Here is a 26,677-nt window from a genome sequence, read left to right on the forward strand (position 1 = left end):
GACCTGGGTCAACGTGCGTCCCGGCGGTACTGGCCTATGCTGGGCCCGTCTACCTCTTAGGGGGTAGAGCCTGAAGTTGATAAGAACCTTTATTTATCAAGGCTTTGAACATTTCGGCCGTGGCTTTTATCGAAACGTAGCGGCCGACAACTCTTTAGAGGTAGTGCGCCCGGGATCGGCTGCTATACCCCCCCAACGCCAGGGCGTCCCCATGTTCGGTTTGCAGAATTTCCTCCAGGGCCAGTCTCGATGATGCGGTGGCTGCGCAGTTCCCTGCCCGCTCGCGCCGGGCTGGCGGTGATCCTGATCGCCATCCTCGCCCTGGCCAGTTCCTTGAGCGCAGGTCTGATTGCCTGGTTCAGCCAGGGCGACGCGGCCGCCATCAACACCGCCGGTTCGGTGCGTATGGAGACCTATCACCTGAGCTGGAAACTGGCAGCCGGGGCCAGCGACGATGTCCCGGCGATCATCGACAGCCTGCAACGACGTCTCGAAAGCCCGTCCTTGCGCGCCGTGCTGGAAGACGGACCGGCGACCTCCCTGCATCAGAGTTATCAGAGCCTCATGCAGCGTTGGAACCAGACCTTGCGCCCGGCGATCGAACGCGGCGATTCGGCGTTCTTCCAGGCCAGTGCCGCTTCCTTCGTTGCGCAACTGGACCAGTTCGTCACCCTGTTGCAACGCCAGAGCGAGCACAAGCAAGCCTGGCAACAGACGATCCAGGGCATGGCGCTGTTCACCACCATGATCATCCTGCTGATCGGTCTGTATGAATTGCAGTACGGCGTGGTCACGCCCTTGCAGGAACTGGTGGACGCCACCCAGCGCTTTCGCCGTGGCGAATTCCAGGTGCGGGTCAACCATCAGTCAGAGGATGAACTGGGCCAACTGGCGACCAGCTTCAACACCATGGCCGAGACCATCGAGCAATCCCATCGCACCCTGGAGAATCAGGTCCAGCAAAAGACCCTGAACCTGCAACAGGCCAATGCCGCCCTGGAGCTGCTGTACCAGAGCAGCCGCAGCCTGGCCACGCGGCAGGCCAATGCCGAAGGGCTGGATGAACTGATCAGCCGGTTCCAGCAGCGACTGCCGGGCCTGCGCCTGTCGCTGTGTCTGCAAGGCCAGTTGCAGGCGCCCGCCCGGCAACTGCTGTCGCTGCATGGGGCCAACAGCCGCGAGGTCTGCGCCAGCAGCGATTGCGCCACCTGCCAGAAACACCACAGCGCCCGGCCGCAGACGTTCAGCATCAGTAACCAGGGCGCGGAACTGGGTGAACTCAAGGCGCATTTTGTCGACGGTCACGCGGCGCAACCCTGGGAAACCGCACTGATCCAGGCCCTGGCAAACCTGATCGGCACCTCGCTGTCTCTCAAGCGCCAGCGCGAACAGGACCATCGCCTGCTGTTGCTCGATGAGCGCACGATCATCGCCCGCGAACTGCATGACTCCCTGGCCCAGGCCTTGTCGTACATGAAGCTGCAAGTCAGCCGCATGCAAACCCTGATGCGTCGCGGCGAACCGGTGCAAACCCTGGAAACCGTCACCGCCGAACTGCGCGAAGGCCTGAACAATGCCTACCGGCAGTTGCGCGAGCTGCTCACCACGTTCCGCTTGCAGATCCACGACGACGGGCTGGTCCAGGAACTCAAGGACACCGCTGAAGAATTCTCCCGCCGGGGCGATTTCCGGGTGCATCTGTTCGTCGACACCCTGGCCTTCGAGCTGTCGGCCAGTGAGCAGATCCATATCCTGCAGATCACCCGCGAGGCGCTCTCCAACTGCCTGCGCCATGCCCACGCAGAGAACGCCTGGCTCGAACTGCGCCAGGAAGGCGAAACCGTGCGACTGTCGGTCGAAGACGATGGCCGGGGCTTCAGTGGCGAAGTGGACCAGCGCGAACACCACGGCCTGAACATCATGAACGAACGGGCCCGCAGCTTGCGCGGCCAACTGCAAATTATCTCCCGAACGCCCCAGGGCACCCGTATCCAGGTGCACTTCCAACCGGAATTCCTGGGCCAACACAGCGAAGGTCTCGCAACATGAACGCCCCCCTGCGTCACACCCTCCTGCTGGTCGACGACCATCCAATGATGCGTCGAGGGATCCGCCAAATGCTCGAACTCGAAGACGACTTGCACATCGTCGGCGAAGCCAGCCACGGCGAAGAAGCCCTGACCCTGATCGAACCGCTCAAACCTGACCTGGTCCTGCTGGACAACAACATGCCGCAAATGAACGGCATCGAAACCCTGCGCCGGCTGCGGGCCATGCATTACACCGGCAAGGTATTGCTGTTCACCGTATCCGACGCCGAGGACGACATTCGCGATGCCCTGCGCCTGGATGCCAACGGTTACCTGCTCAAGGACATGGAGCCGGAGTTGCTGGTGCAGTACATCCGCGATGCCCTCAACGGCGCGCTGGTGATCAGCCCCGGCCTGACCCGCGTCATGGCCCAGGCCTTGCGCTCCCCTCCCCGCCAGGCCGACGTGGAACTGACCGAACGCGAACGCCAGGTGCTCAAGACCATCGCCGGCGGCTGCAGCAACAAAGTCATCGGCCACAAGCTGGGCATCACCGAAGGCACGGTCAAGGTCCATGTGAAGAACCTGCTGCACAAACTGGGGTTGCGCTCACGGGTCGAAGCCGCCGTGTGGGCCATGGAGCATCTGCGCGGAGTGGGCTAGCCCGGCAAACCACACCTCCTGTGGGAGCGAGCTTGCTCGCGATGACGGCGGCACATTCAACATCCCTGCAAGCTGACCCTCCGCTACCGCGAGCAAGCTTTGCTTCCACAGGGTGTTTCAGGCGAATACAGCGCCTGCGCACGACTCGAAAAAACTGTGGGAGCGAGCCTGCTCGCGATGACGGCGGCACATTCAACATCCCTGCAAGCTGACCCTCCGCTATCGCGAGGAGGCTCGCTCCCACAGGGTTTGTGTTTGAGCGGGGACGCACCTCCCTCTTCCGAGGTAGGCCTGCGGAGGCATAGGCCGGGGGCGCGTGGGGTTCTACCATGACGGCACGCGGAGGTACGCCATGCTGACTCATCCTTCCATCGTTTTACTGTTGCGTCGTCATCACCTGTTCAGCCAGTTACCGGAGCGGGTCTTCGAAGACGTGTGCAACCTGGCCGTGCTCAAACGCCTGGAGTGCAACAGCACGCTCATGCACCAGGGCGACCCGGCCAAGCGGTTTTTCCTGCTGGTCAGCGGTCAGATCAAGCTGTTCCGGGTCACCGGTGAAGGCCAGGAAAACCTGGTGGAAATCATCCAGCCTGGGCAGACCTTCGCCGAGGCTCTGCTGTTCAGCCAGGCCCGGTGCTACCCGGTCAGTGCGTCGGCGCTCAAGGACAGCGTACTGGTGAGTATCGAAGGCACTCATTACCGCAAGGCCCTGGAAGACCAGCCGAAGGTCTGCCTGGCGATCCTGGCGAGCATGAGTATCCATTTGCACCAGCGCCTCAAGGACATCGACAACCTGACCCTGGCCAGCGCCAGCCGGCGGGTCATCAATTTTCTGCTTCAGGAACGCGACCCGCGCGACGGTCAGGTGGTGCTACAGGTGTCCAAACGCCTGGTGGCCTCCAAGCTGGGAATCCAGCCAGAGACTTTTTCGCGCATTCTCCATCGCCTGGTAGACGGTGGCCTGATTGCCATGGAGCGGCGCAACATTCGCATCCTGGCCGAAGATGAGCTGGACGCTTATCAGCAATAATGCAGCGAAGTGCTAACAAGCCCCTGTGGCGAGGGAGCTTGCTCCCGCTGGGTTGCGCAGCAGCCCCAAAGAAACCGAATGCAATCAACCTGACCCACCGCAGTGACAATCCTTGGGGGGGCTTCGCCCCCAGCGGGAGCAAGCTCCCTCGCCACAGGGTGGGTGTTTGCGCCAGCGTCTTTAATCGACACCCATCATCGGTAACAACCGCTCAAACAACGCGTCCCCCTCCTCTTGCGTGCAATCGACGCCGAAACGCTTGCGCCAGCCCAACTGGCTCAAAATCACATGCACATCCGCTTCCAGATCATGCTGCTGCAAACACGCCTGAACGCACTGCAACGGACAACCGTCCAGCGCGATGATCCGCCGCCCCGAGCGCGCTTTGTTGACCAGTGCCGGCACATGCCCGCCGACCCCGACGATGCAGGACATCTCGGCCAGGCCGGCGCGGTCCAGGCGCAGGGCGACGGTGTTGGCCAGTTGCGCCACGTTGGAACAACCGGAACAGGAGTACACCAGGGGCAGTGAGCCTGGAGCTTTCATCAGGCCGCCGCCAATCCCTTGCCCGCCCGTTCCAGATTGCGCCATAACCAGGGCGGCAAGACCTCCGGGTCGAGGCTGTCGATCAGGTTCTTCAGCGCCAGCCCCAATTCGGTGTCGCCCTCAATCACCAGGCGTCGCCGGAAGAACAACGTGTCGGGATCTTCCTGCCGACTGGCGAGCAAGAGAAATTCACGCCAGTTACCGCTGATGCTGACCTGGGCTTCGGCTTGTTCGGCAATGCGCAGTCCGTCCCGCGACAGCGTCAGGTACCAGCACAACTTCAGGTCCGGTACCCGCAGGCATAGCCAACGCCCGCGCAACACCTCGAACCCGCCATCGCGCAGCGGCTCGGCCAGGCAACGGTTGAGCGCCTGCTGCAACGCCAGGCGCTGTACGACAAAGGGCACCTTGCCCACCAGCGGGAGCACCCGGTCAGCGCCTTTGAGCAACCATTTTTTTCGACTCAGCACAGGCCCGCCTCCTCAACTTTCAACATACCGGCATGACCGTGCCAATAGCCGTTGCAACCGGCCACAAACAGCGGTGGTGCCTCGCCCTGGCGAACGTTGTCGAAGGCCCTGACCACCTCGGCCATGCCCTGGGCGCGCGGGCTCAGACGCAGCACGTCGGCGCCACTGGCCATCAGCGCGGGGTAATCGGCCAACAGATTGGTCACCTCACCGGACATCGTCTGAATGCCATTGAGGGTGAACAGTTGCTGGCCCTCCTGACTGCTCAACGCCAGGCCGTCGGGATAGTTGATGCAACAGAACTGACAGTCGTCCTTGGGCCGGTTTTCGGCCCGGGCGGTGAAGCAGCGTGCCGAATAAGCCAGGGGCAAGTGGCCGTAGGCAAAAATCTCCACCTCGGGGACCTCGCGTTCCATTTCCCGCACCTGCTCCAGCACATCGCCGATCAGCGCCGCCGAGCATTCCACAGGTGGCACCCAGCGAATCATGCCGCTGTCGAGCAATTGCCCCAGCGCATGGCCGTTGTACAGGTTCAACGCCGGGCCGCCCACGAAAGGCAACTTGCGTTCAGCGAGAAACTGCACCGCGCCCATGTCATTGGCTTCCACCAACAATTGGCCGTTGTCACACAGCCGACGCAAGGATGACAGCTCCGAGGCCGCTTCGATCAGCGTCAGGCTCGACAACACAATCTGTGCCTGGCTGCACGCTTGCAGTTCGCGCCCCAGGCCCAGCCATTGATCCAGGGAGAATGCCCGGCGCTTTGAGCACACGGTTTCCCCCAGGTAAATCACATCCAGCGGCAAGGCCGACATCTCGGCGTAGAAATTCCCCAGTTGCGCTTTGTCCCAGTAAAACAGGACCGGTCCCAGGCTGAGTTTCATCTGGCCTCCCTCATTGCCATGATCGATGGTAAGCGCCCAGGGTGGTCTGGCTGCCTTCCGACAAACCGGCCAACACCTGGCGCCATTCTTCCCGCACCCGGAATCGTTGCGGCGCAGCCCGGTGGGCATCCAGTGCGGCGCGCCAGACCCGGGTCACTTGTTCAACGTAGGCCGGGCTGCGCTGGCGGCCCTCAATCTTCACTGCCTCGACGCCGATGGCCGCCAGCTCCGGCAGCAGGTCCAGGGTGTCGAGGCTGGTGGGTTCTTCCAGGGCATGGAAGCGCTTGCCGCCGACCAGGAAGCGGCCCTTGCACAGGGTCGGGTAACCGGCCGGCTCGTCAGGGGTGTAGCGATCGATCAGCACCTCGCTCAAGCGTGCGCTCAGGCCGTCGGCGTCTTCGCTCCAGCGCACTGCCTTGGCCGGTGAGCACACGCCGCACAGGTTCGGCGACTCACCGGTGATGTAAGAGGACAAGTGACAACGGCCCTCGGCCATGATGCACAGGCTGCCGAAACCGAAGACTTCGATCGGCACTGGGCTCGCTGCTACTACCTGCCGCACCTGGGCCAGGGACAGCACCCGTGGCAGCACCGCACGCCGAATGCCGTAGCGCTCGGCGTAAAAAGCCAGCGCCGCGGCATGGGTCGCCGAACCTTGTACCGAAAGATGCAGGGCCAGTTGTGGGTGGCGCTGGCTGGCGTAGCCGAGCACCCCGGGGTCGGCGGCGATCAGGGCGTCGACGCCCAGATCGGCGGCGCGATCCACCGCGCGCTGCCAACGCTCCCAGCCCTTGGGTTGTGGGTAGGTGTTGACCGCCACATAGAGTTTGCGTTGGTGCTGGCGGATGTGCGCGACCGCCGCGTCGAACTGTTTGTCGTCCATGTTCAGCCCGGCGAAATGCCGGGCGTTGGTGTCATCGCGAAAGCCGACATAGACGGCATCGGCGCCTTGGCGCACCGCCGCTTTGAGGGCAGGCAGATTCCCTGCCGGGCAAACCAGTTGCATGGGGCATCCTCATGAGAAAACTCGGAGCGCCGCCAGTCTAGTCAGCTCATCGGCGGCGACCTTGACGACAATCAATTGCCGTTAATGCATCAGGCTCGCGAACGGCAAGTACATCACCTTGTCGTGCATGCGCACGTGCGCCTGGCACTCGACCACGGCCAGACCGTCGGCCCAGCATGCGGCAGCCAACATGGCCGAACTTTGCTGGGGATGCAGCTCGACACACAGCGAACCATCGGCACCGGGGACCAGTTTCGCCCGCAGGTACTGCCGCCGCCGGTTGGGCTTGGGCCAGTCAAAGCCGGCGGGCAACTGCAACGGGACCGGCAATACTTCGTCCATGCCTTGGGCTCGGAACAGGAACGGGCGCACGACAATCAATGCGGTAATCAGCGCCGCCGATGGGTTACCTGGCAAACCGATCCAGGGTTTGCCGGCGACTTCGCCAAAGGCCAGCGGTTTGCCCGGCTGGATTGCCAGGCGCCACAGGTCGACGCTGCCCAGCGCTTCGATGGCTTGTTTGAGGTGATCCTCCTCGCCCACCGAAACGCCGCCGGAGGTCAGCAGCACGTCACACTCGGCCGCCGCCAGGCTCAAGGCCTGGCGACTGGCGAGCAGCTTGTCGGGCATGGCGCCGTAGTCATGCACCTCCATGCCCCAGCCGCGCAGCAGTGCCGCGAGGCTATGGCGATTGCTGTTGTAGATCTGCCCCGGCGCCAACGCTTCGCCCGGTTCGCGCAGTTCATCGCCGCTGCTGAGCAGACCGACCTGCAACGGCCGATAGACCTCCATTCGCGCAATCCCGGCACCGGCCAGCAACCCCAGCTCCTGGGCCCGCAAGCGCTTGCCGGCACGAAGCAACAGGTCTCCTCGGCGCACTTCCTCGCCTTCCTTGCGCACATGGTCGCCGTCATTGACCGGTGGCAACCAGACCCGCTCACCTGCTACCCGACAGCTTTCCTGGGGCACCACGGTGTCTGCCCCCGGCGGCAGCGGCGCGCCCGTGAAAATCCGTACCGCCTGCCCGGGCTGCAGCGGATTATTGGATGCCTGTCCGGCGGCAATGCGTCCGGCCAGGGTCAGATAACCTCCGGCGGCTGGCAGGTCAGCGGCCCGCAGGGCATAACCGTCCATGGCGCTGTTGTCCCACGCAGGCAAGTTCATGGGGCTGCGGATGTCTGTCGCCAGCACCCGGCCCAAGGCCTGGTCCAGCGCCACCCGTTGCACCGGAGGCGGCAGCGGTGCCTGATCCAGCAGGTAGCGGATGGCTTCATCCACCGGCATCAGCGCGCCGCTCTCACAGACGCTGCCACACGCGCCGCTGCTCATGAGCGCGTCCCGCAAGGCTCAACGACAACGCCGGGCTGCGGCTTGAGGTGGGGAGTGAAGTTGCACGGGCCGGTGCGGCTGTCCAGTTGACCGACCAGGATCTGTTCCCAACCGGTGCGACACGCGCCCGGCGAACCCGGCAGGCAGCACACCAATACGCCGTTGCTCATACCCGCCAATGCCCGTGATTGCAGGCTGGACATGCCGATCTCTGCCAGTGACACCTGCCGGAACAGTTCGCCGAACCCGTCCACCTGCTTGTCCAGCAGCGGCAGCACCGCCTGGGGGGTGTTATCGCGGGGGGTAAAACCGGTGCCGCCGGTCATCAGCACCACTTGCACTTCAGGGGCGGCGATCCACTGCGAGACCTGGGCGCGGATCTGGTAGATATCGTCCTTCACCAGCCCACGGTCGATCAGCACATGCCCGGCGGTTTGCAGCAGATCGGCGAGGGTCTGCCCGGAGGTATCGGTTTCGAAGCTACGGGTATCGCTGATGGTCAGCACCGCAATATTCAGCGGTTGAAAGTGGCGTTGCGTCAGATGGGCCATGGTCAGCCGTCCTTTAAAAAAAGATGGCCCAGCCTGAACCGCAATCGGGGCCGGGCCTATTCCCCGATAGAGGTACCTCCCTCGGCGTTTACGGTGCCAGGCGGCTACGCTGCCAGACGCCTTCTTGCAGGCGGTAGTCGAGGCGATCGTGCAGACGGTCGGCGCGGCCTTGCCAGAACTCCAGCCGTTCAGGCCTCAGGCAGTAGCCGCCCCAGTGTTCGGGACGCGGCACTGGCTGATTGATAAACCGTCGTTCGGTCTGCGTCAGCAACGCCTCAAGGGCGGCCCGATCCTCCAGCTCACGGCTTTGCGGCGAGGCCCAGGCACCAAGACGACTGGCCAGGGGGCGGGAAATGAAATAGGCATCCGATAGCCCGGAATCGAGCTTGTGAACCTGCCCTTCAACCCGCACTTGCCGCTCCAGTCCCGGCCAGAAAAAGGTCATGGCCGCCCACGGATTGATCGTTAGGTCCCGCCCCTTGCCACTGTCGTAATTGCCGAAAAATGTGAAACCTTCATCGCTGAACCCCTTGAGCAGCAGCACCCGACAGTGCGGCCGGCCCTGCTCGTCCACGGTCGCCAGGGTCATGCTGTTGGCTTCCACCGGCGGGCTTTCGGTGTCGCGGGCTTGTTGCATCCATAACCCGAACAGAACCATCGGATCGTCCGGGACATGGGTTTCATCCAGGCCATCGAGGGTGTACTGGCGGCGCATTTTGGCCAGGGAAAGGGGCATGGCGGTGATCTCCCGATAGGTTTGGCCCAGTCTGCGCCTGGCCGCCTGAGCCGACCTTGATCGTTGTCAATGCTGATTCCTGTGTTGAATTTACCGCCTTCATCGCGAGCAAGCTCGCTCCCACAGGGTTTTGTGAACGCCACAGGACGAATGTGGGAGCGAGCTTGCTCGCGATGAAGGCGGCTCGGTCGTGACAGACAGACCGCTACTTGAGCCCCAACCGCCGCGCCAGTTTATGCAGGTTGCTCGGGTCGACCTCCAGCAGCCGCGCCGCACCGGCCCAGTTCTGCCCGCAATGCTCCAGGGCCTTGAGGATCGCCTGGCGCTGGCAAGTGTCGACAGCTTCATTCAGCGGCTGGAATGGTACATCGGCGACCTCTGGAGACTGTTCAAGTGTCGCGTGGGTCGTGGATCCGCTGGCACTGACGTCCAGGTCCAGCACCTGCGGCTCCAGGGTCATGATCAGGCTGCGACTGGCCCCGCGGCTGAGTTGCTTCAACGCCGCGCGACTGATCACGTGCTCCAGCTCCCGCACATTGCCCGGCCAGGAGTACGCCAGCAGCGCCTGTTCAGCGGCCGGTGACAGGCGCAAGCCGCGCAAGCCCAGGCGCGTGCGGTTCAACTCGAGGAAATGCCCGGCGAGCATCAGCACATCGCTACCGCGTTCGCGCAACGGCGGGATCGGCACCGGGTAGACTGAGAGCCGGTGATACAGGTCGGCGCGAAATAGCCCATCGCGAATGCTGTCCGGCAGGTGGCGGTTGGTGGCGGCGATGATCCGCACATCGACGTGCAGCGGCTTGTCAGCACCCAGGCGCTGGATCTCGCCGTTTTGCAGGGTGCGCAGCAACTTGGCCTGCACACTCAACGGCAATTCACCCACCTCGTCGAGAAACAGCGTGCCGCCATTGGCCGCGTCGAAACGCCCGGCGCGGTCGGTCGTAGCGCCGGAGAATGCCCCTTTGACGTGGCCGAACAGTTCGCTTTCGGCCAGGGACTCGGGCAAGGCTGCGCAATTGACCTGCACCAGCGGCTTGTGACTGCGCCGGGACAAGCGATGCAAACGACGCGCAAACAACTCCTTGCCGACACCGGTTTCTCCCAGCAACAGCACCGGCAGTTCGGAGTCGGCCAATACGTCCAGCTCGTTGAGCAGTTGATCCAGCACCTCGCTGCGCCCAAGGATCTCGCCCTCCTCGGCCGGCCGACGGACATCCGGCAGATCACTGCGCGAGGCGCGCAGGCTGCGGTTTTCCTGCTCGAGCCGGGTCACCCGCACCGCCGCTTCGATCTGCAAGGTGCACCGTTTGAGTTCTTCCCTTGCGCGGCTGTCGAAGGTGCCAGCATGCAGCGCATCCAGGGTGATCGCGCCCCAGAGCCGCCCTTCCACGTACAGGCTCACGCCCATGCAGTCGTGCACCGGCAGCGGTTCGCCGACGTGGTTATCGAGCAAGCCGTCATAAGGGTCGGGCAAGCGGCTGTCGGGCTCGAACCAGGTGGGTTCGCGCGACGCCATGATCGCCGCCAGGCGCGGATGCTGGGCGATCACGAACCGACGGCCGAGCGCCTCATGCACCAGGCCTACGGTGGCGACAGGCCTGAGGCTGTCATCGTCCAGGCGCAACAAGCCTACGGCGCCACTGTTGAAGTATTCGCGCAGGGTCTGTACCAGGCGTTGCAATCGAACGGCATTGGGCAACTCGACGATCAGGTCGGCGGCCAGGCTTTCACGCAGCATGGTAGTGATTACCCTCCAGGGTTCGTTTGACCCCTTGCAGCCAGGGTGAGAATCACCCTGGTAAATATTTATCCGTTAATTTTCAGACAGTTAATTCTGGCACGTCGGCTGCAAAGTTCGCTCATCTGTCCCTCCCGGGATTCAACCCAAGGAAACATGATGAGCCTCGATCTGCTGGAACAAAGCCTCGGCCAATTGGCCTGCGACATTCCCGGTGCCACCCGTACCTTTCATCACTACAACCTCGACTTCTGTTGTGGCGGGCAAAAATCCTTGCGCGAAGCAGCGCTGGGCAAGGGCCTGAACCCACTGCTGATCGCCGATGCCCTGCGCACCCTGCAGGCCGCTGGGGAACTGGGCCATGACTGGCGCGACGAACCCCAGGCGCTGTTGATCGCCCACATCCTGGAACGCTACCACGCCCGTCACCGCGAACAGCTGCCGGAATTGATCCGTCTGGCTCGCCGCGTCGAGATGGTCCATGGCGCCCGGGCCAGTTGCCCTGTCGGCCTGGCCGATCACTTGCAGGACATGTATCAGGAACTCGAAGGCCACATGCTCAAGGAGGAGCAGGTGCTGTTCCCAATGCTGCAACAGGGCCTGGGTGATCGGGCCTCGGCCCCCATCCAGGTACTGCGCTACGAACACGACCAGCACGGTGAAGCGCTGGAAACCATGCTTGCCCTGACCGACCAGATCACCCCGCCCTCTGATGCCTGCAACACCTGGCGCGCCCTGTATCGCGGGCTGGTGGAGTTTCGTGATGACCTGATGCAGCACATCCATCTGGAAAACAATGTGTTGTTCGTCAATGCGATGAAACCCGTTCGCTGACTCTCAAACATTGCCCTTACCCCTGTGGGAGCAAAGCTTGCTCGCGATAGCGCTGGATCAGTCAACATTGATACCGACTGACATTGCGCCATCGCGAGCAAGCTTTGCTCCCACAGCCGTTTGTGGCTCTCATTCCTGCTCAAAACTGCCAATAGAACATCGCCTTGGCCAACACCACAATCAGCACCATGTGTCCCAGGATACTGCGACGCAGCCAGCAGGCGCGGTCCGGGGTCAGCCGCCCGCTCTTGAGCCAGTACGCCAGCCACAAATAATGGCCGATGATGCTCAAGGCCAGGAGGATCTTCAGGCTCAGCAACAGGCCGAAGCTGTTGCTCAACGGTTGGCTCAATGCACCGCGATGCTGCCAGGCCAGCGCGATGCCGGCGCTGTAAAGCACCAGCACCACCCCGTGCAACACCTGCCGCGAACGCTTGGCGATCGCAGGGTCGGCGGCGTCCCTGACGCCTTGGGCCAAAGGCCGGCGGGCGGCATGCCAGATAAAAACCTCGAAAAACAACGTGCCGATAAAAGCGATAGCCGCCAATAGATGAGTGACCAGCAAAACCCCATACATCATCGATCCCCTCGGCTCATCCTGGATGCCCATCCACGCGGGCCTGCAACAGCATCGGCCCATAACGCCAGGCGTAGAGTCCGAATGCCAGGGTCCACCACAGCCCCGCCAGCCACAGCGCGGCCAACGGGAACAGCAGCACCAGCAGCACTCGGCTCAGGCATGCCAGGTTCAGCAGGACGAACGCCAGGGTCATGCCGGCCGGCGGTTCCAGGGCTCGCCCGGTATGGCCCAGGCTGACGCGGGCGATCATCGCCAGGATCAACCCGGCCATGGCGCCGATGGACAAGCTGTGCACCGCCAGGCTCGGGTTCAGCGCGACGCCGAAATGCCACAGGGCCATGCCCAGGCAAGCCAGCGCCAGCCAGGCGTAGGCCAGGTGCAGCGACCACAGCAGCGGCACCCGCCACAAATCCAGATCATGCCAACGCACCAGCCGCACCCCGTGCCCCACCGCCAGCGCGGCGAACAACAGGCCGACCCAGAGGCTGGTCGACAGCGCCGGGCCGAAGGCATACAGCAGCGCCACCAGTGCCGACCCCGCCAGTAACAGACGATCGAGCCACGGCCAGGGGGCAACGCCTTCTACCCGGCCCAGACCGCGCTGGGTGAAGAAAGGAATCACCCGCCCGCCGATCAGCCCCATCATCGCCGCCACCAGCCACAGGCCCGTGAGCACACTTTGGCGCTGCAAACCTTCGTCATGTTGCACCAGACCGTACACGGACAACCCATCAGCGGCGGCCAACAGCAGCAAGACCAACACAATCGGGTAATTGCGCTTCTGCCGTACGCGCCACAACGTAATGCCCATCAACGCCGCAACCGCCAGGGCGAAACCCAGCTCCAGCACCGTCAGCAATGGCCAGGGCGCATCTGCCAGCCAGGCCAGTCGCGCGCCCAGCCATAACAGCGCCAGCGCCGCCAGACGTTTGCCACTAAGCCCCGGAGTACCTGTCCAGGTCTGCACGGCCGTCAACAAGAACCCGGCGATGATTGCCAGGCCGAAGCCGAACAGCAGTTCATGACGGTGCCAGGCCAACCAGCCGCCGGCCGGTTGCCAGGCCGACAGCCTTCCAGTAAACGCCGCCAGCCACAACGGTATGGCCAACAATGCAAGCACACACCCGGCCAGGAAAAACGGCCGAAACGCCAGCCGCCACAACGGCAGGATGGCCATGGCCTTGCGACGGTCAAGCACTTGCATACACCACTCCTTTACCTCAGCGCGGGACGGGCCAGCGGTGAGGGGTCAACAATCAGGGTTCGAATGATCAGCTATCGGCACCGGCGGGCCTTGTCTCAGATCAAGCCAGCCTGCCTCACCCAGGTACTTGCAAGGGGCTTGCCGAAACTGTTCGAGGGTGCACCGCCCCACTCAATAAACCGTCTGTTTATCCCCTGAAGGGGCGAGCCTGCTGGCGATGAGGCCGGTCAGCTCGATATCTCCGCTGACTGTCAAGCCGCCATCGTGAGCAGGCTCGCTCCCACAAATGGCCATCAACCGGGTAAATATAACCCTGTCATGGTGATTATCACCCTAACAGTACAGGGTCATTTATACCCGTCCCACCGTACGGCCCCGCAAATCAACGGTTGCGGGCATGGCCCGTCTCTTGCTCTGGCAGGGCACAGACTTTTTTTGCCGGGGTTATCCATGAAATACGTCGCGCTGCCGCTCGCCTGGTTCGTCCTGCTCTCTTGCGTCGTGGGTCTGGCCAGCGGCCTGTCCCTGAGCCTCGTCTGAATCCGATTCATTTCCCTGCCATACAAGGACTCATGCCATGGTGCTTCACCGTGTTCATCACCAGATTCTGCGCAGTCATCACCTGTTCGAACCGTTGAACGAAGAACAGCTCGACGAACTGATGAGTACCAGCCAATTGCTGAATGTCGACAGGGGCGAACCGCTGTTCCGCCAAGGCGAGCCGGCGCAGGCGTTTTACTTCGTGATCTCCGGCGCGGTGAAAATCTACCGACTGACGCCGGACGGTCAGGAAAAAGTCTTCGAGGTGATCGGCGAGCGCCAGACCTTCGCTGAAGCCATGATGCTGATGGACACGCCGAACTACGTCGCTTGCGCAGAGGCCGTTGGGCCAACCCAGCTGTATCGCCTGTCCAATGCCACGTACATGCGTCTTTTGCAAAGTAACAGCCGGTTGACCTTCGCCCTGCTCGGCAAGCTCTGTGTGCGCCTGCACCAACGGGTCAACGAGATTGAAACCCTGTCGCTGAAAAACGCCACCCACCGCGTGGTGCGCTACCTGCTGACACAACTGGTGCGCTTGCAAACCGTGGACAGCCAGTTCGAGCTGCCCATGGCCAAGCAACTGATCGCCGGGCACCTGTCGATCCAGCCAGAAACCTTCTCGCGGATCATCCGCCGGCTGATCGATGAAAAAATCATCACCCAGGACGGTCGCCAGATCGCCATTCTCGATCGCCTGCGCCTGGAACATTTCGAATGAGCGCACAACCCACCTGCCTGTATTGCCAACACACCAACCCCGCCAATCAAAGCGAATGTCGCCAGTGCGGCATGCCGCTGCCGGCCGAGGCGGCGCTGGCTGGCGAGCGTCGCCTGCGACGCTTCACCTGGTTCTGTATCGGTCTGACGATATTCTGCGTCGTCATGTTTTTCTGGTTACCCCGCGACATCGCCTGAACCCTCAATCCTGAGTCAACTGCCGGTACAACTGCGGCAAACGCAGCGGCAGTTGCTCCGGCTGACGGATCAAGGTGTAGCCGTTGGCGCCGAACATGTACGGCAGGTAATCCCCGGCTTCACGATCGATGGTGATGCAAAACGGCGTCAGCCCCTGGCGCCGAGCCTCCAGCACCGCCTGGCGGGTGTCCTCCACGCCATAGCGCCCTTCATAGAGATCCAGATCGTTGGGTTTGCCATCGCTCACCAGCAACAACAACTTGCGTCGCCGCTTGCACCCTTCCAGCCGTTGGGTGGCCTGGCGAATGGCGGCGCCCATGCGCGTGTAGTAACCGGGCCTGAGGCCCTGGATCCGACCGCGGGTGTGGTCGTCATAGCCTTGGTTGAACGCCTTGATCTCGTGCATCCGCACCTGTTGTCGGCGCAGTGAAGAGAACCCGTACAAGGCAAAATCATCCCCCAGCACCGACAGGGTTTCACCGAACAGCAGCAAGCTGTCGCGGATCACGTCGATCACCCGGTGTTCGTCGTTGAGGTGGGCATCGGTGGACATCGACAGATCGGCCAACAGCAGGCAAGCCAGGTCGCGGCGGGTCTGGCGTTGTTCCATGAACAAGCCGCGTTCGCTGCATTGGCCGTGCTGACGCTCGACGTGGAAGTCCAACCAGGCCTGCAGGTCCAGCTCCGAACCCTGGGTTTGCTGGCGCAGCCATTGTCGATCGTTGCGCAGGTGCTCGAACTGGCGTCGCAAACGCTGGGCCGAGGCGCGCAGGCGGTTCGGCAGCGGCTGAGGTTCGCAGTCCCGAGGAATGAAAGTCTGCACACTGACGAAATCGTCCTGGAGGCGTTGCTTGCGGTAGTCCCATTCCGGCAACAGGATGCCCGCGCCCAGGGGAATGTCATCCACATCGGCCGGCGGCAAGTCCAGGTGCAACTTCAAACCGCCGCCCTTGCGCAAGCGGGTGCGCGACAGGGTCAATTGGTCCAGGTCCTCAGCGACTCGCGCCGCGTCCGGGTCTTCGCTGTCGTCCGCCCAGCGATCCAGGTCCACGTGTTCGGTCCAACTGAACAGGTTCTCCAGGCGCACGATCAGCAACCCACCGTCCCGGGTGGTGTCGTCGATGCGCTCGGCGCGCTTGCGACCGCCCTGCTGCTCACCCGGCGGCGTCGCCAGGTATTGCTCGGACTCCTCGAGGTTGGCCGCCTGGGGATTGCCCAGATGCTGGGGCGGATACAGCCACAGCGGCAGCGGCCAGGCGGCCCGCTCAGTGCGCGGAAAATGCTCGACGCTGCCCGGTTCGCGCAAGGCCTGACACAGCGCGCGCTCCAGGGCCGCCTCGGCCGGGGGCAATGATTGTGGGTCGGGACGCAACGACAGATGCGCATCCACCAGCCGCCGATATCGGCCACGCAGCGCCGGGTAACGCCCCAGCAGTGCCTGGGTCCAGCGTTGGTTGTCCCGTCCCCAATGTTTCATCGGCCCCGCTTGCGCGGCCAGCAACGCCAGCCAGCGGTACAGTTCTTCGTTCAACCCGGCATCGGGAAACGCCGCCAGGCTCGCCGGCAAACGCAGGTTGTCGCCATCGCACCAGGCCAATGGCACTTGCTTGCAGGTGCCGGCGATCTGCTGCAACAGGTTGCGGCGCAGCAGCAGGTCGCGGTCGCTGACGGCCTCCACACCCAGGTGAGAAGCACCACCGGTGGCGCGCAACAGTACATGCAGAGCGCGTTGCCGGGGGATCAACTCCACCCGCGCTTCGGGAAAATCCACACTGGCTCGTCGGGTGATGAAACGGTGCCAGACGCTGCCGACCCACTCTTCCAGTTCAAGGGTGAATGCCATGGTTATTCTCCTATCGACGCGTTGCGGTGGAGGGACTGGCTCGCATCGCTTTTGTGGCGAGGGAGCTTGCTCCCGCTTGGGTGCGAAGCGCCCATCAAAAAGGGTCTGCTGCGCAGCCCAGCGGGAGCAAGCTCCCTCGCCACGGCTTCAGTGGTGGCCTTTCAAGACGGCACCACCGCCGCCGGTGCGCGCAAAGCGGCGCGGCCACGTTGGCGGAAGCTGAACAGGTAGCAGAGCAAACCAGCCAGGAACCCGACGCCGCTGACCAGACGCGCCCAGAACAGCGGCTTCAAATGGTCCATCGTCGCCATGAACGGCAAGGCACTGCCGTCCGCCATCCAGCGTTGCAGCCACACCTGGACGACACCGGCGGCGGTGAGGAACAAGGTGATCATCACCATCGACAGCGTCATCAGCCAGAAGCCCCAGATCTCCAGGCGCTGCGAACGTTCATCCGCCGCTTCACCCAACCCGCGCAGACGCGGCATGGCGTAGCTGATCAGCGTCATGACGATCATCGCGTAGGCACCGTAGAAAGCCAGGTGACCGTGGGCCGCAGTCAGTTGCGAACCGTGGGTGTAGAAGTTCACCGGTGCCAAGGTGTGCAGGAACCCCCAGACGCCGGCGCCGAAGAACGCGGTGACCGTGGTGCCTTTGGCCCACAAGGTGGCGGCGCGGTTGGGGTGTTGCCGGCGACGGTTCTTCACCATGCTGAAGGCGAAGATCACCATCGCCAGGAACGGCAGCGGTTCCAGCGCGGAGAAGATCGATCCGACCCACAACCAGACCTCGGGTGCGCCGATCCAGAAGAAGTGGTGACCGGTGCCGATGATCCCGGTAATCAGGGCCATGGCGATGATCACGTAGAGCCACTTCTCGACCACTTCGCGGTCCACGCCAGTGACCTTGATCAGCACAAAGGCGAGCATCGAACCCATGATCAGTTCCCAGACGCCTTCAACCCAAAGATGCACCACCCACCACCAGTAATACTTGTCGCGGACGAGGTTTTCCGGGTTGTAGAAGGAGAACAGGAAGAACACCGCCAGGCCGATCAGGCCGGTCATCATCACCATGCTGACCGTGGTCTTGCGGCCCTTGAGCATGGTCATGCCGATGTTGTAGAGGAAACCCAGGCAGACCACCACGATGCCCATCTTGGTGATCGTCGGTTGCTCCAGGAACTCACGGCCCATGGTCGGCAGCAAATCGTTGCCGGTAACTTTCGCCAGCGTGGCATAGGGCACCGAGAGGTAGCCCAGGATCGTCAGTACCCCGGCGGCGGCGAACACCCAGAACAGCACGATCGCCAGCTTCGGACTGTGCAGCTCCCGATCGGCTTCCTCGGGTATCAGGTAGTACGCCGCGCCCATGAAGCCAAACAGCAGCCAGACGATCAGCAGGTTGGTGTGGACCATGCGGGCCACGTTGAAGGGAATCAGCGGGAACAGGAAGTCGCCGACCACGTATTGCAGCCCCATGATCAAACCGAACAGCACCTGCCCCAGGAACAGCATCAGGGCAAACACGAAGTAAGGTTTGGCGACGGCCTGCGAGGCGAATTTCAGATGCGGATTAGCCATGCTCATCTCTCAGCCCTCCTTGTTTGGCGGCCAGCCATTGGTATTGATTTTCGAACTCCACTTGAGGAACTCGGCGATGTCGTCGACTTCCTGTTCGCTGAGGTTGAACTGCGGCATGGCGCGACGGCCGGGAACGTTCAGCGGCTGCATTTTCATCCAGGCCTGCAGGAACGGCGTGAAGGCTTCCTCGCCACCGCGCCGGTTGACCACATTGCCCAGCTCCGGCGCGAAATACGCGCCCTCGCCCAGCAGCGTATGGCAGCCGATGCAGTTGTTGCGCTCCCAGACGCCCTTGCCGCGTATCACCGATTCGCTCAATTGCGCCTGGTTGCTGCGCTCTGGAAAGGTCTGTTCCGAGTGGTAGGTCAGGGCCAGGAATATCAGGAAAAAGAACACGCTTCCCCCGAAATAAATATTCCTGGCCATGCCTTTGGTAAAGGTATCTGACATGGTCACTTCCTCATTGCTTGGCGTGTCCATTCTAGGAAGCGAGGGTCCAGAACCCGCTTGATGGCGATCAAGAATCTCCGATGGTTTTAGTGGGTTGTTCCAGCACAGCCAGGAAGCCAGGTGAGCTGTTGTGGCGAGGGAGCTTGCTCCCGCTGGGTTGCGAAGCGACCCTAAAACCTGCTGACGCGGAGTGTCAGATGGATTGAGTTGTTGCTGTAGGGGCTGCTGCGCAGCCCAGCGGGAGCAAGCTCCCTCGCCACAGGGAGTACGTCGGGATTCAGAGCGCGAACGAAATCACAATCGCGAGCAGCGCCGCCCAGCTCAACACCAGCCAGCGCCACAATCGCGGCGCATGGCGCAGCTCCATGAAGCCGTCGGCGATCAACCAGGCCTTGGTCACCGCCACCGCGAGGATGGCGATGGACACCAGCCCGGTGGCAGCGACCTGGCCCAGGGCAACGGTGCCGATGCTCAGCACGGCCAGTGTCATCCAGCAGACGATCAAGACACGGGAAACCGACATGAGCACCTCCGCTCAACCGAGAATGTAGACAACCGGAAACAGCAACACCCAGACCAGGTCCACCATGTGCCAATACAGCACGCCGGATTCCAGCCCGCTGCACTGCTGCGCCCCGTAACGCCGCCGCCGGCAACCCTCGGCCAGCCAGGCAAGGATCACCATGCCCAGCAACACATGGAGAAAGTGAAACGCCGTGAGGATCCAGTACAAGGTGAAGAAGGTGTTGTGCTCCAGGCCGAGACCGTTGGCCAACAAGTGGGCGTACTCGATGAGCTTGAGCGCCACGTAGCCGCCGGCAACCAACAAGGCCAGCCACAACAGCAGCGCCGCCTGGCGTGGCCGGTCCTGTCGGACTTGCTCCTGGGCCAAGGCTGCGAACAACCCGGCGCTCAGCAGGCTGAGGGTCATCGCCAGGCCGGTGGAGCGATCCAGCAACTGCCGGCCTTCGCTGAACAACGGCGGGTTCAATGCCTGGGCGACGGCGAATGCCAGGATCAGCAAGGCAAACACCGTCAGTTCGGCGAGGATGAAAAACCACATTGCCAGATCCCCTGGCAATCGCCGGGTGGACAGCGCAGCGGCTTCAGCCGAAGTGGACATCGACCACATCCATCAATGCGGCAACGGTTTGCGGATCGTCGCTCAACGGCTCGGCCAGACAGGCCAGACAGGCTTGGCGCGGGTCCATGCCGGCTCCGATCATGCGCGCGGCGAAAATCAGCAGACGCGTGGAGGCCACCTCCTCCAGATCATGCTGATCGAGCCGACGCAGCGCCTGCCCCAACCGCACCACCTGGGCCGCCAGAGCCATATCCACCCCGGCCTCGCGGGCAACGATGCGCTCTTCATCGGCAACCGTAGGATAGCCAAAGCGCATCGCCACGAAACGCTGGCGGGTGCTGGGTTTCATGCCCTTGAGCAAATTCTGGTAACCGGGGTTGTACGACACCACCAGCATGAACGCCGGCGGTGCCTGGAGAACCTCACCGGTGCGTTCCAGATACAGCTGCCGGCGATCATCGGCCAAGGGGTGCAACACCACTGCGGTGTCCTGGCGTGCTTCCACCACCTCGTCCAGATAACAGATGCCCCCCTCGCGCACCGCTCGGGTCAGAGGCCCATCCTGCCACCAGGTGCCCTGGGCGCCGATCAGGTGACGACCCACCAAGTCGGCTGCGCTCAGGTCATCGTGGCAGGCCACGGTGTACAGCGGCAATTTCAGACGGTGAGCCATGTGCTGGACAAAACGGGTCTTGCCGCAACCGGTGGGGCCTTTGACCAGCACCGGCATGCCGTGCCGCCAGGCCTGTTCGAATAACGCCAGCTCGTTGTCCTGGGGTTGGTAGAAAGGTTCGGCCGGGTGTTCAAGGGTGTGGATAGCGTTCATGGCATGACCTGATCAGATAACACGATTGCCAGCCACGCTACGGGCCCCTGCGACAACCTGGCAAGGGCTGTGGCCGGCAAACTTGATCGCCGTCAAGCGGGTAACCACCGGCCTGGGCATAGCCTTGCAGCGCACCAAGAATCTGCGCGCCGAACGTCAATTGCAGGGCCGCGCGGGTCATGCCTGAGGAGAAATGGAATGCTGATCAGCCACAAAAAATCGTGGGTCATGGGGGTCGGGGCGCTGTGTACGGCGCTGGCTGCACTCAATGCCTTCGCCAACCCACCCGCTGCGCCGCAAGACGCCCGCATGGTCAAGACCGAAGGCGCGCCGGACCTGAGCCAGGCCGACTTCGACGCGGCCAAGCAAATCTACTTCCAGCGCTGCGCCGGCTGCCATGGTGTGCTGCGCAAGGGCGCCACCGGTAAACCGCTGACACCCGACATCACCCAGAGCCGCGGCCAAGCCTACCTGGAGGCACTGATTACCTACGGCTCAGCCGCCGGCATGCCCAACTGGGGCACCTCCAACGCCCTGACCAAAGACCAGATCACGGTGATGGCCAAGTTCATCCAGCACACCCCGCCTACCCCACCGGAATGGGGCATGGCCGAAACCCTCAAGACCTGGAAGGTGCTGGTCAAACCTGAAGACCGGCCCACCCGGCAACTCAATTCACTCAACCTGCAGAACCTGTTTTCAGTCACCCTGCGCGATGACGGCAAGATTGCCCTGGTCGACGGCGACAGCAAAAAGATCGTCAAGCTGATCGACACCGGTTACGCGGTGCACATTTCGCGTATCTCGGCGTCCGGGCGTTACCTGCTGGTGATCGGCCGGGACGCCAAGATCGATATGATCGACCTGTGGCCGCAAGAGCCGACCAAGGTGGCCGAGATCAAAGTCGGGATCGAGGCCCGCTCGGTGGAAACCTCCAAGTTCAAGGGCTACGAAGACAAGTACACCATTGCCGGCTCGTATTGGCCGCCGCAGTTCACCATCATGGACGGCGAGACCCTGGAGCCCAGACAGATCGTCTCGACGCGCGGCATGACCGTCGATACCCAGCAATATCACCCCGAGCCGCGGGTGGCGGCGATCATCGCGTCACATGAGTGGCCGGAGTTCATCGTCAACGTCAAGGAAACCGGCAAGGTGATGCTGGTCAACTACCAGGACATCAAGAACCTCACCATCACCAGCATCGACGCCGCACCGTTCCTGCATGACGGTGGCTGGGACAGCAGCCATCGCTATTTCATGACGGCGGCGAACAACTCCAACCAGGTGGCAGTCATCGACTCCAAGGAGCGCAAGCTCACCGCCCTGGTGGATGTCGGTAAAACCCCGCACCCGGGACGCGGCGCCAACTTCAACCATCCGCTCTACGGCCCGGTCTGGGCTACCAGCCACCTGGGTGATGCCGGCGTCTCACTGATCGGCACCGACCCGGTCAAGCATCCGCAATATGCCTGGAAACAGGTGGGCTCGCTCCAAGGTCAGGGTGGCGGTTCGCTGTTCATCAAGACCCATCCCAAGTCCCGTCACCTGTACGTCGACACCACCCTGAGCCCCGACACCAAGCTCAGCCAATCAGTGGCGGTGTTCGATATCGACAAACTCGACGCCGGCTACACCGTGCTGCCGATTGCCGAGTACGCCGGTATCAAGAAAGGTGCGATGCGCGTGGTGCAACCGGAATACAACAAGGCCGGCGATGAAGTCTGGTTCTCGGTCTGGAGCGGTCAGGAAGACGAGTCGGCGCTGGTGGTGATCGATGACAAGACCCTCAAGCTCAAGAGCGTGATCAAGGACAAACGCCTCATCACCCCTACCGGAAAATTCAACGTTTACAACACCCAACACGACATCTATTGAGCCCCATCAATAAGAGGAAAAACCATGAAGCCTATTCTGCTTGCCCTGACCTTGAGTGCCGCATTCAGCCTGCAACCGGCACTGGCCCAGGACGGCCCGACACTGTTCAAGAGCAAACCCTGTGGCGCCTGCCACTCCATTGACACCAAGTTGGTAGGGCCGGCGCTCAAGGAGGTGGCGGCAAAAAATGCCGGCGTCGCCGGAGCACAAGAGCTGTTGGCCAAGCACATCAAGGAAGGTACGCAAGGAAACTGGGGACCAATGCCGATGCCGGCCAATCCGGTGACCGATGAAGAAGCCAAGATCCTCGCGGCGTGGGTCTTGACCCTTAAGTAACGTTGATCAAGAGCATCTCCCTGTGGCGAGGGGATTTATGTGGGAGCAAGGCTTGCTCCCACATAAATCTCCCATCACAGGGGCCGCGCTCGGCTTTATTTCTCAAACAGGAGTACGTCATGGACCGACACCGCTATGCAACCCGGATGACCACCCTCCTCTTCGTCTTCTGTACCCCGGTGCTGGCCGCTCCCGACCACCAGCGCCAGGCCCAACTGCAACACCTGCTGGTCCAGGACTGCGGCGCCTGCCACGGCCTGCACCTGACCGGAGGCCTCGGCCCACCTCTGACCCGTGATGCCCTGGCCGGAAAAAACCGCGACAGCCTCATCGCCACCGTCACCCAGGGACGGCCCGGCAGCGCCATGCCCGGTTGGGAGCCATTGCTCGGTCCCGACGATATTCGCTGGTTGGTGGACCGGCTCCTTCAAGGAACTCCCGCCCCATGATCCGATCTCTGCTGTCTCTCACCGCCTGCGTGCTGTTGCTCTCGGCTTGTGCCCAGCCACCGCTGCGCGGCACCGGCGACTTGGGCGTGGTGGTGGAGCGCGCCACCGGCAGCCTGCAAATCATCGAAAGTGCCACCCGCACCGCCCTCGCCCGCGTCGAAGGGCTGGGGGATTTGTCGCACGCCTCGGTGGTGTTTTCCCGCGACCAGCGTTATGCCTATGTATTTGGCCGCGATGGCGGCTTAAGCAAGGTCGACTTGCTGAGCGCACGCATCGACCGTCGCATCATTCAGGGCGGCAACAGCATCGGCGGCGCGATCAGCCAGGACGGCAAGCTGATCGCCGTCTCCAACTACGAGCCCGGCGGCGTCAAGGTATTCGACGCGCAGACACTGGAACCGGTCGCGGACATTCCAGCCACACCATTGCCCGACGGCCAAAAACGTTCGCGGGTGGTCGGCCTGGTGGACGCGCCGGGGCAGCGCTTCGTATTCAGCCTGTTCGACACCGGCGAAATCTGGACCGCCGACTTCAGCCAGGGCCAGACACCACGCATCGAACGCTTCACCGCCATCGGTCGGCAACCCTATGACGCACTGATTACGCCGGACGGGCGTTATTACATGGCCGGACTGTTTGGTGAGGACGGCATGGCGCAACTTGACCTCTGGCACCCGGAGCGCGGCGTGAAACGGGTGCTGGACCAGTACGGGCGCGGCGAGGCGCGGCTCCCGGTATACAAGATGCCCCACCTGGAAGGCTGGGCCCTGGCCGATCAACAAGCCTTTGTGCCCGCCGTTGGCCATCATCAGGTGCTGGTGCTGGACGCCCGCACCTGGCAACCGGTCGACGCCATCGCCGTGGCCGGCCAACCGGTGTTTGTCACTGCGCGTCCCGATGGCCGACAGCTGTGGGTCAACTTCGCCTACCCGGACAACGACCGGGTGCAAGTCATCGATACCCAGACTCACGCCATCATTGCCGACCTGCGACCAGGGCCTGGGGTGCTGCACATGGAATTCACCGCTCGGGGCGACCAGTTGTGGCTGTCCGCTCGCGATGGCGGTGAGGTGCAGGTCTGGGATCCGTATCGGCTCGAACGCCTGAGCAGCCTGCCTGCCCTGAGCCCCAGCGGCATCTTCTTCAGCAGCCGTGCGCACAAACCGGGGTACTGACCATGACACCAAGCCCACTCGCCCGCCGCCTGATCGATCAGTTCCAGCATGGCCTGCCGTTGTGCGCCGAACCCTATCGGGCAATGGCCGATGCCCTGGGTTGCAGCGAAGCCCAGGTGCTCGATTGTCTGCAGCACCTGCAACTGGCGGGCACCCTGTCACGGGTCGGCCCGGTGTTCGAACACAGCCGAGCCGGGGCCAGCACCCTTGCCGCCCTGGCGGTGCCCGTGGACCGATTGCACCAGGTCGCAGCGCGCGTCAGTCAGTACCCGGAAGTCAATCACAACTACGCCCGCGAACATCGCTACAACCTCTGGTTTGTGCTGACCGGGCCTGATCGTGCCCACCTGGACAACATTCTCCAGGAACTGGAAAACGACACCGGCCTCACGCCGCTGGACCTACCCATGCTGACCGCTTACCGCATCGACCTGGGCTTTGCCCTGGAGGTTACCCCATGAACACGACCCTGAGTGACCACCAGTCACTGCAACTGCGCCGTCTGCTGGAGACCGGTCTGCCCCTGACATCTCGGCCCTTCCAGGCCCTGGCCGAGCAGATCGACGCCAGCGAACAACAGGTTCTTGACCAGGTGCGGCACTGGCAGGAACAGGGCTTGTTCCGCCGCGTCGGCCTGGTGGTCAATCACCGCGCATTGGGCTTTGCCGCCAACGCCATGCTGGTGCTGGACGTGCCAGATGCATTGGTCGATGAAGTCGGTCGCCGCCTTGGCCAGGCGCCGGGCATCAGCCTTTGCTATCAACGACCACGACGCTTGCCCCAGTGGCAATACAACCTGTTCTGCATGATCCACGGTCGCCAGCGCGACCGTGTCGAGGCCCAGGTCCAGGCACTGTTGGAGGAGCACTGGTTGAGTGATCTGCCGCACCAGTTGCTGTTCAGCACCCACCTGTTCAAGCAGTGTGGCGGACGCTACGCAACACCGGCCGGAGTGGCGATCGATGGATGACCTGGACCGACGCCTGATCAATCGCCTGCAACTGGGTTTGCCGCTGGTACGCCAGCCCTGGCAAGCCTTGGCCGATGAACTGGACAGCAGCAGTACCGAACTGCTCGACCGGCTGCACGAGTTGCTCAACGACGGCGTGCTTACCCGCTTCGGCCCGATGTTCGACATCGACCGCCTGGGCGGCGCGTTCACCCTGGCGGCGCTGGCGGTGCCCGAACCGCGTTTCGACACCATCGCCGAGCTGCTCGCGGCCATGCCCGAAGTGGCCCACAACTACCGTCGCGAGCACGCCTGGAACATGTGGTTCGTGCTTGCCTGCCCCAGTGAACAGGCGATCAGCGACACCTTGTTGCGTATCGAACGCCTGACCGGCCTGGAGCCGCTGAACCTGCCCAAGGAGGAGACCTACCATGTCGGCCTGTATTTCCCGGTCTGAGCCGTTGCCGCAGACACTGCCTTGCCTGGATGAAACGCCACTGGCCCTGCGGCTGGTGGAGCTGACCCAGGACGGCCTGCCCTTGCTCGAAGATCCCTGGGCCTGGCTGGCCGAGCAACTGGGGCTGAGCGTGGAATCGACCCTCGACCTGCTCAAGCGTTTGCAGGCCGAAGGCGCGATCCGCCGCATCGCCGCGGTGCCCAATCACTATCGCCTGGGTTATCGCCACAACGGCATGACTGTCTGGGATGTCGCCGACGCCGATGTGCCGCGCCTGGGCGCGCTGCTGGGTGCACAGCCTTTTGTCAGCCACTGCTACCGCCGCCCGCGCCGGGCCGGTTGGCGCTACAACCTGTTTGCCATGGTCCATGGCCGCAGCCGCGAGGAAATCGACAGCTACCGCGAGCACCTGCGCTATCTGCTGGGTGAGGCCTGTAGCGCCGACGACATGCTGGTGAGCAGCCGCATCCTGAAAAAAACCGGCCTGCGCCTGTCGCCGGTGGGAGCAAAGCTTGCTCGCGAAACAGCCGCGTCGGTTTCTGAGGGACCGTATCGGCTTCAGGGCGGGCAAACCTAGCCCCCACAAGG

General features: G+C 62.9%; 30 protein-coding genes. 14 read left to right on the forward strand and 16 right to left on the reverse strand.

Going from position 1 to position 26,677, the window contains the following annotated elements; genetic code table 11:
• The first annotated feature begins 249 nt into the window (after positions 1-249).
• From GKKCFE_RS12180 to GKKCFE_RS12190, 3 genes are all read left to right on the forward strand, one after another.
• Positions 250-2,049 (forward strand): HAMP domain-containing protein, encoded by a 1,800-nt coding sequence (locus tag GKKCFE_RS12180; protein ID WP_445577899.1) that lies wholly within the window; start codon positions 250-252, stop codon positions 2,047-2,049.
• Positions 2,046-2,693 (forward strand): two-component system response regulator NarL, encoded by a 648-nt coding sequence (gene narL / locus GKKCFE_RS12185; RefSeq protein ID WP_047229176.1) that lies wholly within the window; start codon positions 2,046-2,048, stop codon positions 2,691-2,693. The genes GKKCFE_RS12180 and narL overlap by 4 nt, the downstream gene beginning before the upstream one ends.
• Positions 2,694-3,045: 352 nt before the next feature.
• Positions 3,046-3,723: a Crp/Fnr family transcriptional regulator gene (locus GKKCFE_RS12190; protein WP_047225852.1), complete on the forward strand. Its 678-nt coding sequence runs from the start codon at positions 3,046-3,048 to the stop codon at positions 3,721-3,723.
• 180 nt (positions 3,724-3,903) lie between these two features.
• Here GKKCFE_RS12190 and GKKCFE_RS12195 read toward each other — a convergent pair whose 3' ends face one another.
• The 8 genes from GKKCFE_RS12195 to norR all read right to left on the reverse strand — a co-directional run bounded on the left by GKKCFE_RS12195 (position 3,904) and on the right by norR (position 10,983).
• Positions 3,904-4,269 carry a putative zinc-binding protein gene (locus GKKCFE_RS12195; protein WP_445577900.1) on the reverse strand — a complete coding sequence of 122 codons (366 nt, stop codon included), beginning with the start codon at positions 4,267-4,269 and terminating at the stop codon, positions 3,904-3,906.
• Complete coding sequence (gene ubiT, locus GKKCFE_RS12200; protein WP_047225850.1) at positions 4,269-4,739, reverse strand: ubiquinone anaerobic biosynthesis accessory factor UbiT; 471 nt, start codon at positions 4,737-4,739, stop codon at positions 4,269-4,271. Before ubiT ends, GKKCFE_RS12195 begins: the two co-directional genes overlap by 1 nt.
• The gene (locus tag GKKCFE_RS12205; RefSeq protein ID WP_305465895.1) at positions 4,733-5,623 is read right to left on the reverse strand and encodes a U32 family peptidase; all 891 of its coding nucleotides are present in this window, start codon (positions 5,621-5,623) and stop codon (positions 4,733-4,735) included. Before GKKCFE_RS12205 ends, ubiT begins: the two co-directional genes overlap by 7 nt.
• 10 nt (positions 5,624-5,633) lie before the next feature.
• A complete protein-coding gene (gene ubiU / locus GKKCFE_RS12210; protein ID WP_445577901.1) occupies positions 5,634-6,629 on the reverse strand; it encodes a ubiquinone anaerobic biosynthesis protein UbiU in 996 nt (331 codons plus the stop codon).
• A gap of 81 nt (positions 6,630-6,710) precedes the next feature.
• A complete protein-coding gene (locus tag GKKCFE_RS12215) occupies positions 6,711-7,958 on the reverse strand; it encodes a molybdopterin molybdotransferase MoeA (protein ID WP_445577902.1) in 1,248 nt (415 codons plus the stop codon).
• Positions 7,955-8,509: a molybdenum cofactor biosynthesis protein B gene (moaB, locus tag GKKCFE_RS12220; protein ID WP_047225846.1), complete on the reverse strand. Its 555-nt coding sequence runs from the start codon at positions 8,507-8,509 to the stop codon at positions 7,955-7,957. The genes GKKCFE_RS12215 and moaB overlap by 4 nt, the downstream gene beginning before the upstream one ends.
• Positions 8,510-8,597: 88 nt before the next feature.
• On the reverse strand, positions 8,598-9,245 hold the full coding sequence (gene pdxH / locus GKKCFE_RS12225) for a pyridoxamine 5'-phosphate oxidase (RefSeq protein WP_445577903.1): 648 nt from the start codon (positions 9,243-9,245) through the stop codon (positions 8,598-8,600).
• Positions 9,246-9,450: 205 nt separating this feature from the next.
• The gene (gene norR / locus GKKCFE_RS12230) at positions 9,451-10,983 is read right to left on the reverse strand and encodes a nitric oxide reductase transcriptional regulator NorR (protein ID WP_047225845.1); all 1,533 of its coding nucleotides are present in this window, start codon (positions 10,981-10,983) and stop codon (positions 9,451-9,453) included.
• Positions 10,984-11,142: 159 nt separating this feature from the next.
• Here norR and ytfE point away from each other — a divergent pair, with 159 nt between their 5' ends.
• Positions 11,143-11,817: an iron-sulfur cluster repair protein YtfE gene (gene ytfE, locus GKKCFE_RS12235; RefSeq protein ID WP_047225844.1), complete on the forward strand. Its 675-nt coding sequence runs from the start codon at positions 11,143-11,145 to the stop codon at positions 11,815-11,817.
• Between the two features lie 139 nt (positions 11,818-11,956).
• On the opposite strand, the gene GKKCFE_RS12240 is transcribed toward ytfE, so the two are convergent.
• Together GKKCFE_RS12240 and GKKCFE_RS12245 are read right to left on the reverse strand one after the other, a co-directional pair.
• On the reverse strand, positions 11,957-12,397 hold the full coding sequence (locus GKKCFE_RS12240; protein ID WP_139050001.1) for a hypothetical protein: 441 nt from the start codon (positions 12,395-12,397) through the stop codon (positions 11,957-11,959).
• 13 nt (positions 12,398-12,410) lie between these two features.
• The gene (locus tag GKKCFE_RS12245) at positions 12,411-13,601 is read right to left on the reverse strand and encodes an NnrS family protein (protein WP_445577904.1); all 1,191 of its coding nucleotides are present in this window, start codon (positions 13,599-13,601) and stop codon (positions 12,411-12,413) included.
• 577 nt (positions 13,602-14,178) lie between these two features.
• Between GKKCFE_RS12245 and GKKCFE_RS12250 the strand changes: the two genes are divergently transcribed.
• The gene (locus tag GKKCFE_RS12250) at positions 14,179-14,862 is read left to right on the forward strand and encodes a Crp/Fnr family transcriptional regulator (protein ID WP_047225841.1); all 684 of its coding nucleotides are present in this window, start codon (positions 14,179-14,181) and stop codon (positions 14,860-14,862) included.
• Complete coding sequence (locus tag GKKCFE_RS12255; protein ID WP_047225840.1) at positions 14,859-15,059, forward strand: hypothetical protein; 201 nt, start codon at positions 14,859-14,861, stop codon at positions 15,057-15,059. Before GKKCFE_RS12250 ends, GKKCFE_RS12255 begins: the two co-directional genes overlap by 4 nt.
• Positions 15,060-15,063: 4 nt before the next feature.
• On the opposite strand, the gene GKKCFE_RS12260 is transcribed toward GKKCFE_RS12255, so the two are convergent.
• The 6 genes from GKKCFE_RS12260 to GKKCFE_RS12285 form a co-directional block, all read right to left on the reverse strand.
• The gene (locus GKKCFE_RS12260) at positions 15,064-16,902 is read right to left on the reverse strand and encodes a nitric oxide reductase activation protein NorD (protein WP_445577905.1); all 1,839 of its coding nucleotides are present in this window, start codon (positions 16,900-16,902) and stop codon (positions 15,064-15,066) included.
• Positions 16,903-17,063: 161 nt separating this feature from the next.
• Positions 17,064-18,491 carry a cbb3-type cytochrome c oxidase subunit I gene (locus GKKCFE_RS12265; protein ID WP_047225838.1) on the reverse strand — a complete coding sequence of 476 codons (1,428 nt, stop codon included), beginning with the start codon at positions 18,489-18,491 and terminating at the stop codon, positions 17,064-17,066.
• 3 nt (positions 18,492-18,494) lie between these two features.
• Positions 18,495-18,935, reverse strand: coding sequence for a c-type cytochrome (locus tag GKKCFE_RS12270; protein ID WP_047225837.1), 441 nt, complete (start codon positions 18,933-18,935; stop codon positions 18,495-18,497).
• Between the two features lie 277 nt (positions 18,936-19,212).
• Entirely contained in the window at positions 19,213-19,458 is a 246-nt protein-coding gene (locus GKKCFE_RS12275; protein WP_047225836.1) for a cytochrome C oxidase subunit IV family protein, read from the reverse strand.
• A gap of 12 nt (positions 19,459-19,470) precedes the next feature.
• Positions 19,471-20,058: a cytochrome c oxidase subunit 3 family protein gene (locus GKKCFE_RS12280; protein ID WP_076384506.1), complete on the reverse strand. Its 588-nt coding sequence runs from the start codon at positions 20,056-20,058 to the stop codon at positions 19,471-19,473.
• Entirely contained in the window at positions 20,042-20,845 is an 804-nt protein-coding gene (locus GKKCFE_RS12285; RefSeq protein ID WP_445577906.1) for a CbbQ/NirQ/NorQ/GpvN family protein, read from the reverse strand. Before GKKCFE_RS12285 ends, GKKCFE_RS12280 begins: the two co-directional genes overlap by 17 nt.
• Before the next feature lie 198 nt (positions 20,846-21,043).
• Here GKKCFE_RS12285 and GKKCFE_RS12290 point away from each other — a divergent pair, with 198 nt between their 5' ends.
• The 8 genes from GKKCFE_RS12290 to ahbB (GKKCFE_RS12325) all read left to right on the forward strand — a co-directional run bounded on the left by GKKCFE_RS12290 (position 21,044) and on the right by ahbB (GKKCFE_RS12325) (position 26,666).
• On the forward strand, positions 21,044-22,723 hold the full coding sequence (locus GKKCFE_RS12290) for a cytochrome D1 domain-containing protein (protein WP_445577907.1): 1,680 nt from the start codon (positions 21,044-21,046) through the stop codon (positions 22,721-22,723).
• Positions 22,724-22,747: 24 nt separating this feature from the next.
• Positions 22,748-23,059, forward strand: coding sequence for a c-type cytochrome (locus GKKCFE_RS12295; protein ID WP_047225832.1), 312 nt, complete (start codon positions 22,748-22,750; stop codon positions 23,057-23,059).
• Positions 23,060-23,178: 119 nt separating this feature from the next.
• Complete coding sequence (locus tag GKKCFE_RS12300) at positions 23,179-23,508, forward strand: c-type cytochrome (protein WP_047225831.1); 330 nt, start codon at positions 23,179-23,181, stop codon at positions 23,506-23,508.
• Positions 23,505-24,683 (forward strand): cytochrome D1 domain-containing protein, encoded by a 1,179-nt coding sequence (locus GKKCFE_RS12305; RefSeq protein WP_445577908.1) that lies wholly within the window; start codon positions 23,505-23,507, stop codon positions 24,681-24,683. The genes GKKCFE_RS12300 and GKKCFE_RS12305 overlap by 4 nt, the downstream gene beginning before the upstream one ends.
• Positions 24,684-24,685: 2 nt before the next feature.
• Complete coding sequence (locus GKKCFE_RS12310) at positions 24,686-25,144, forward strand: Lrp/AsnC family transcriptional regulator (RefSeq protein WP_076384498.1); 459 nt, start codon at positions 24,686-24,688, stop codon at positions 25,142-25,144.
• Entirely contained in the window at positions 25,141-25,653 is a 513-nt protein-coding gene (gene ahbB / locus GKKCFE_RS12315) for a siroheme decarboxylase subunit beta (protein ID WP_076384496.1), read from the forward strand. Before GKKCFE_RS12310 ends, ahbB (GKKCFE_RS12315) begins: the two co-directional genes overlap by 4 nt.
• Positions 25,646-26,089, forward strand: a complete 444-nt coding sequence (locus GKKCFE_RS12320) for an Lrp/AsnC family transcriptional regulator (RefSeq protein ID WP_047225827.1) — start codon at positions 25,646-25,648, stop codon at positions 26,087-26,089. Before ahbB (GKKCFE_RS12315) ends, GKKCFE_RS12320 begins: the two co-directional genes overlap by 8 nt.
• Positions 26,064-26,666 carry a siroheme decarboxylase subunit beta gene (gene ahbB / locus GKKCFE_RS12325; protein ID WP_445577909.1) on the forward strand — a complete coding sequence of 201 codons (603 nt, stop codon included), beginning with the start codon at positions 26,064-26,066 and terminating at the stop codon, positions 26,664-26,666. Before GKKCFE_RS12320 ends, ahbB (GKKCFE_RS12325) begins: the two co-directional genes overlap by 26 nt.
• The last annotated feature ends 11 nt before the right edge of the window (positions 26,667-26,677 follow it).

This window comes from Pseudomonas sp. E141, assembly GCF_052659885.1.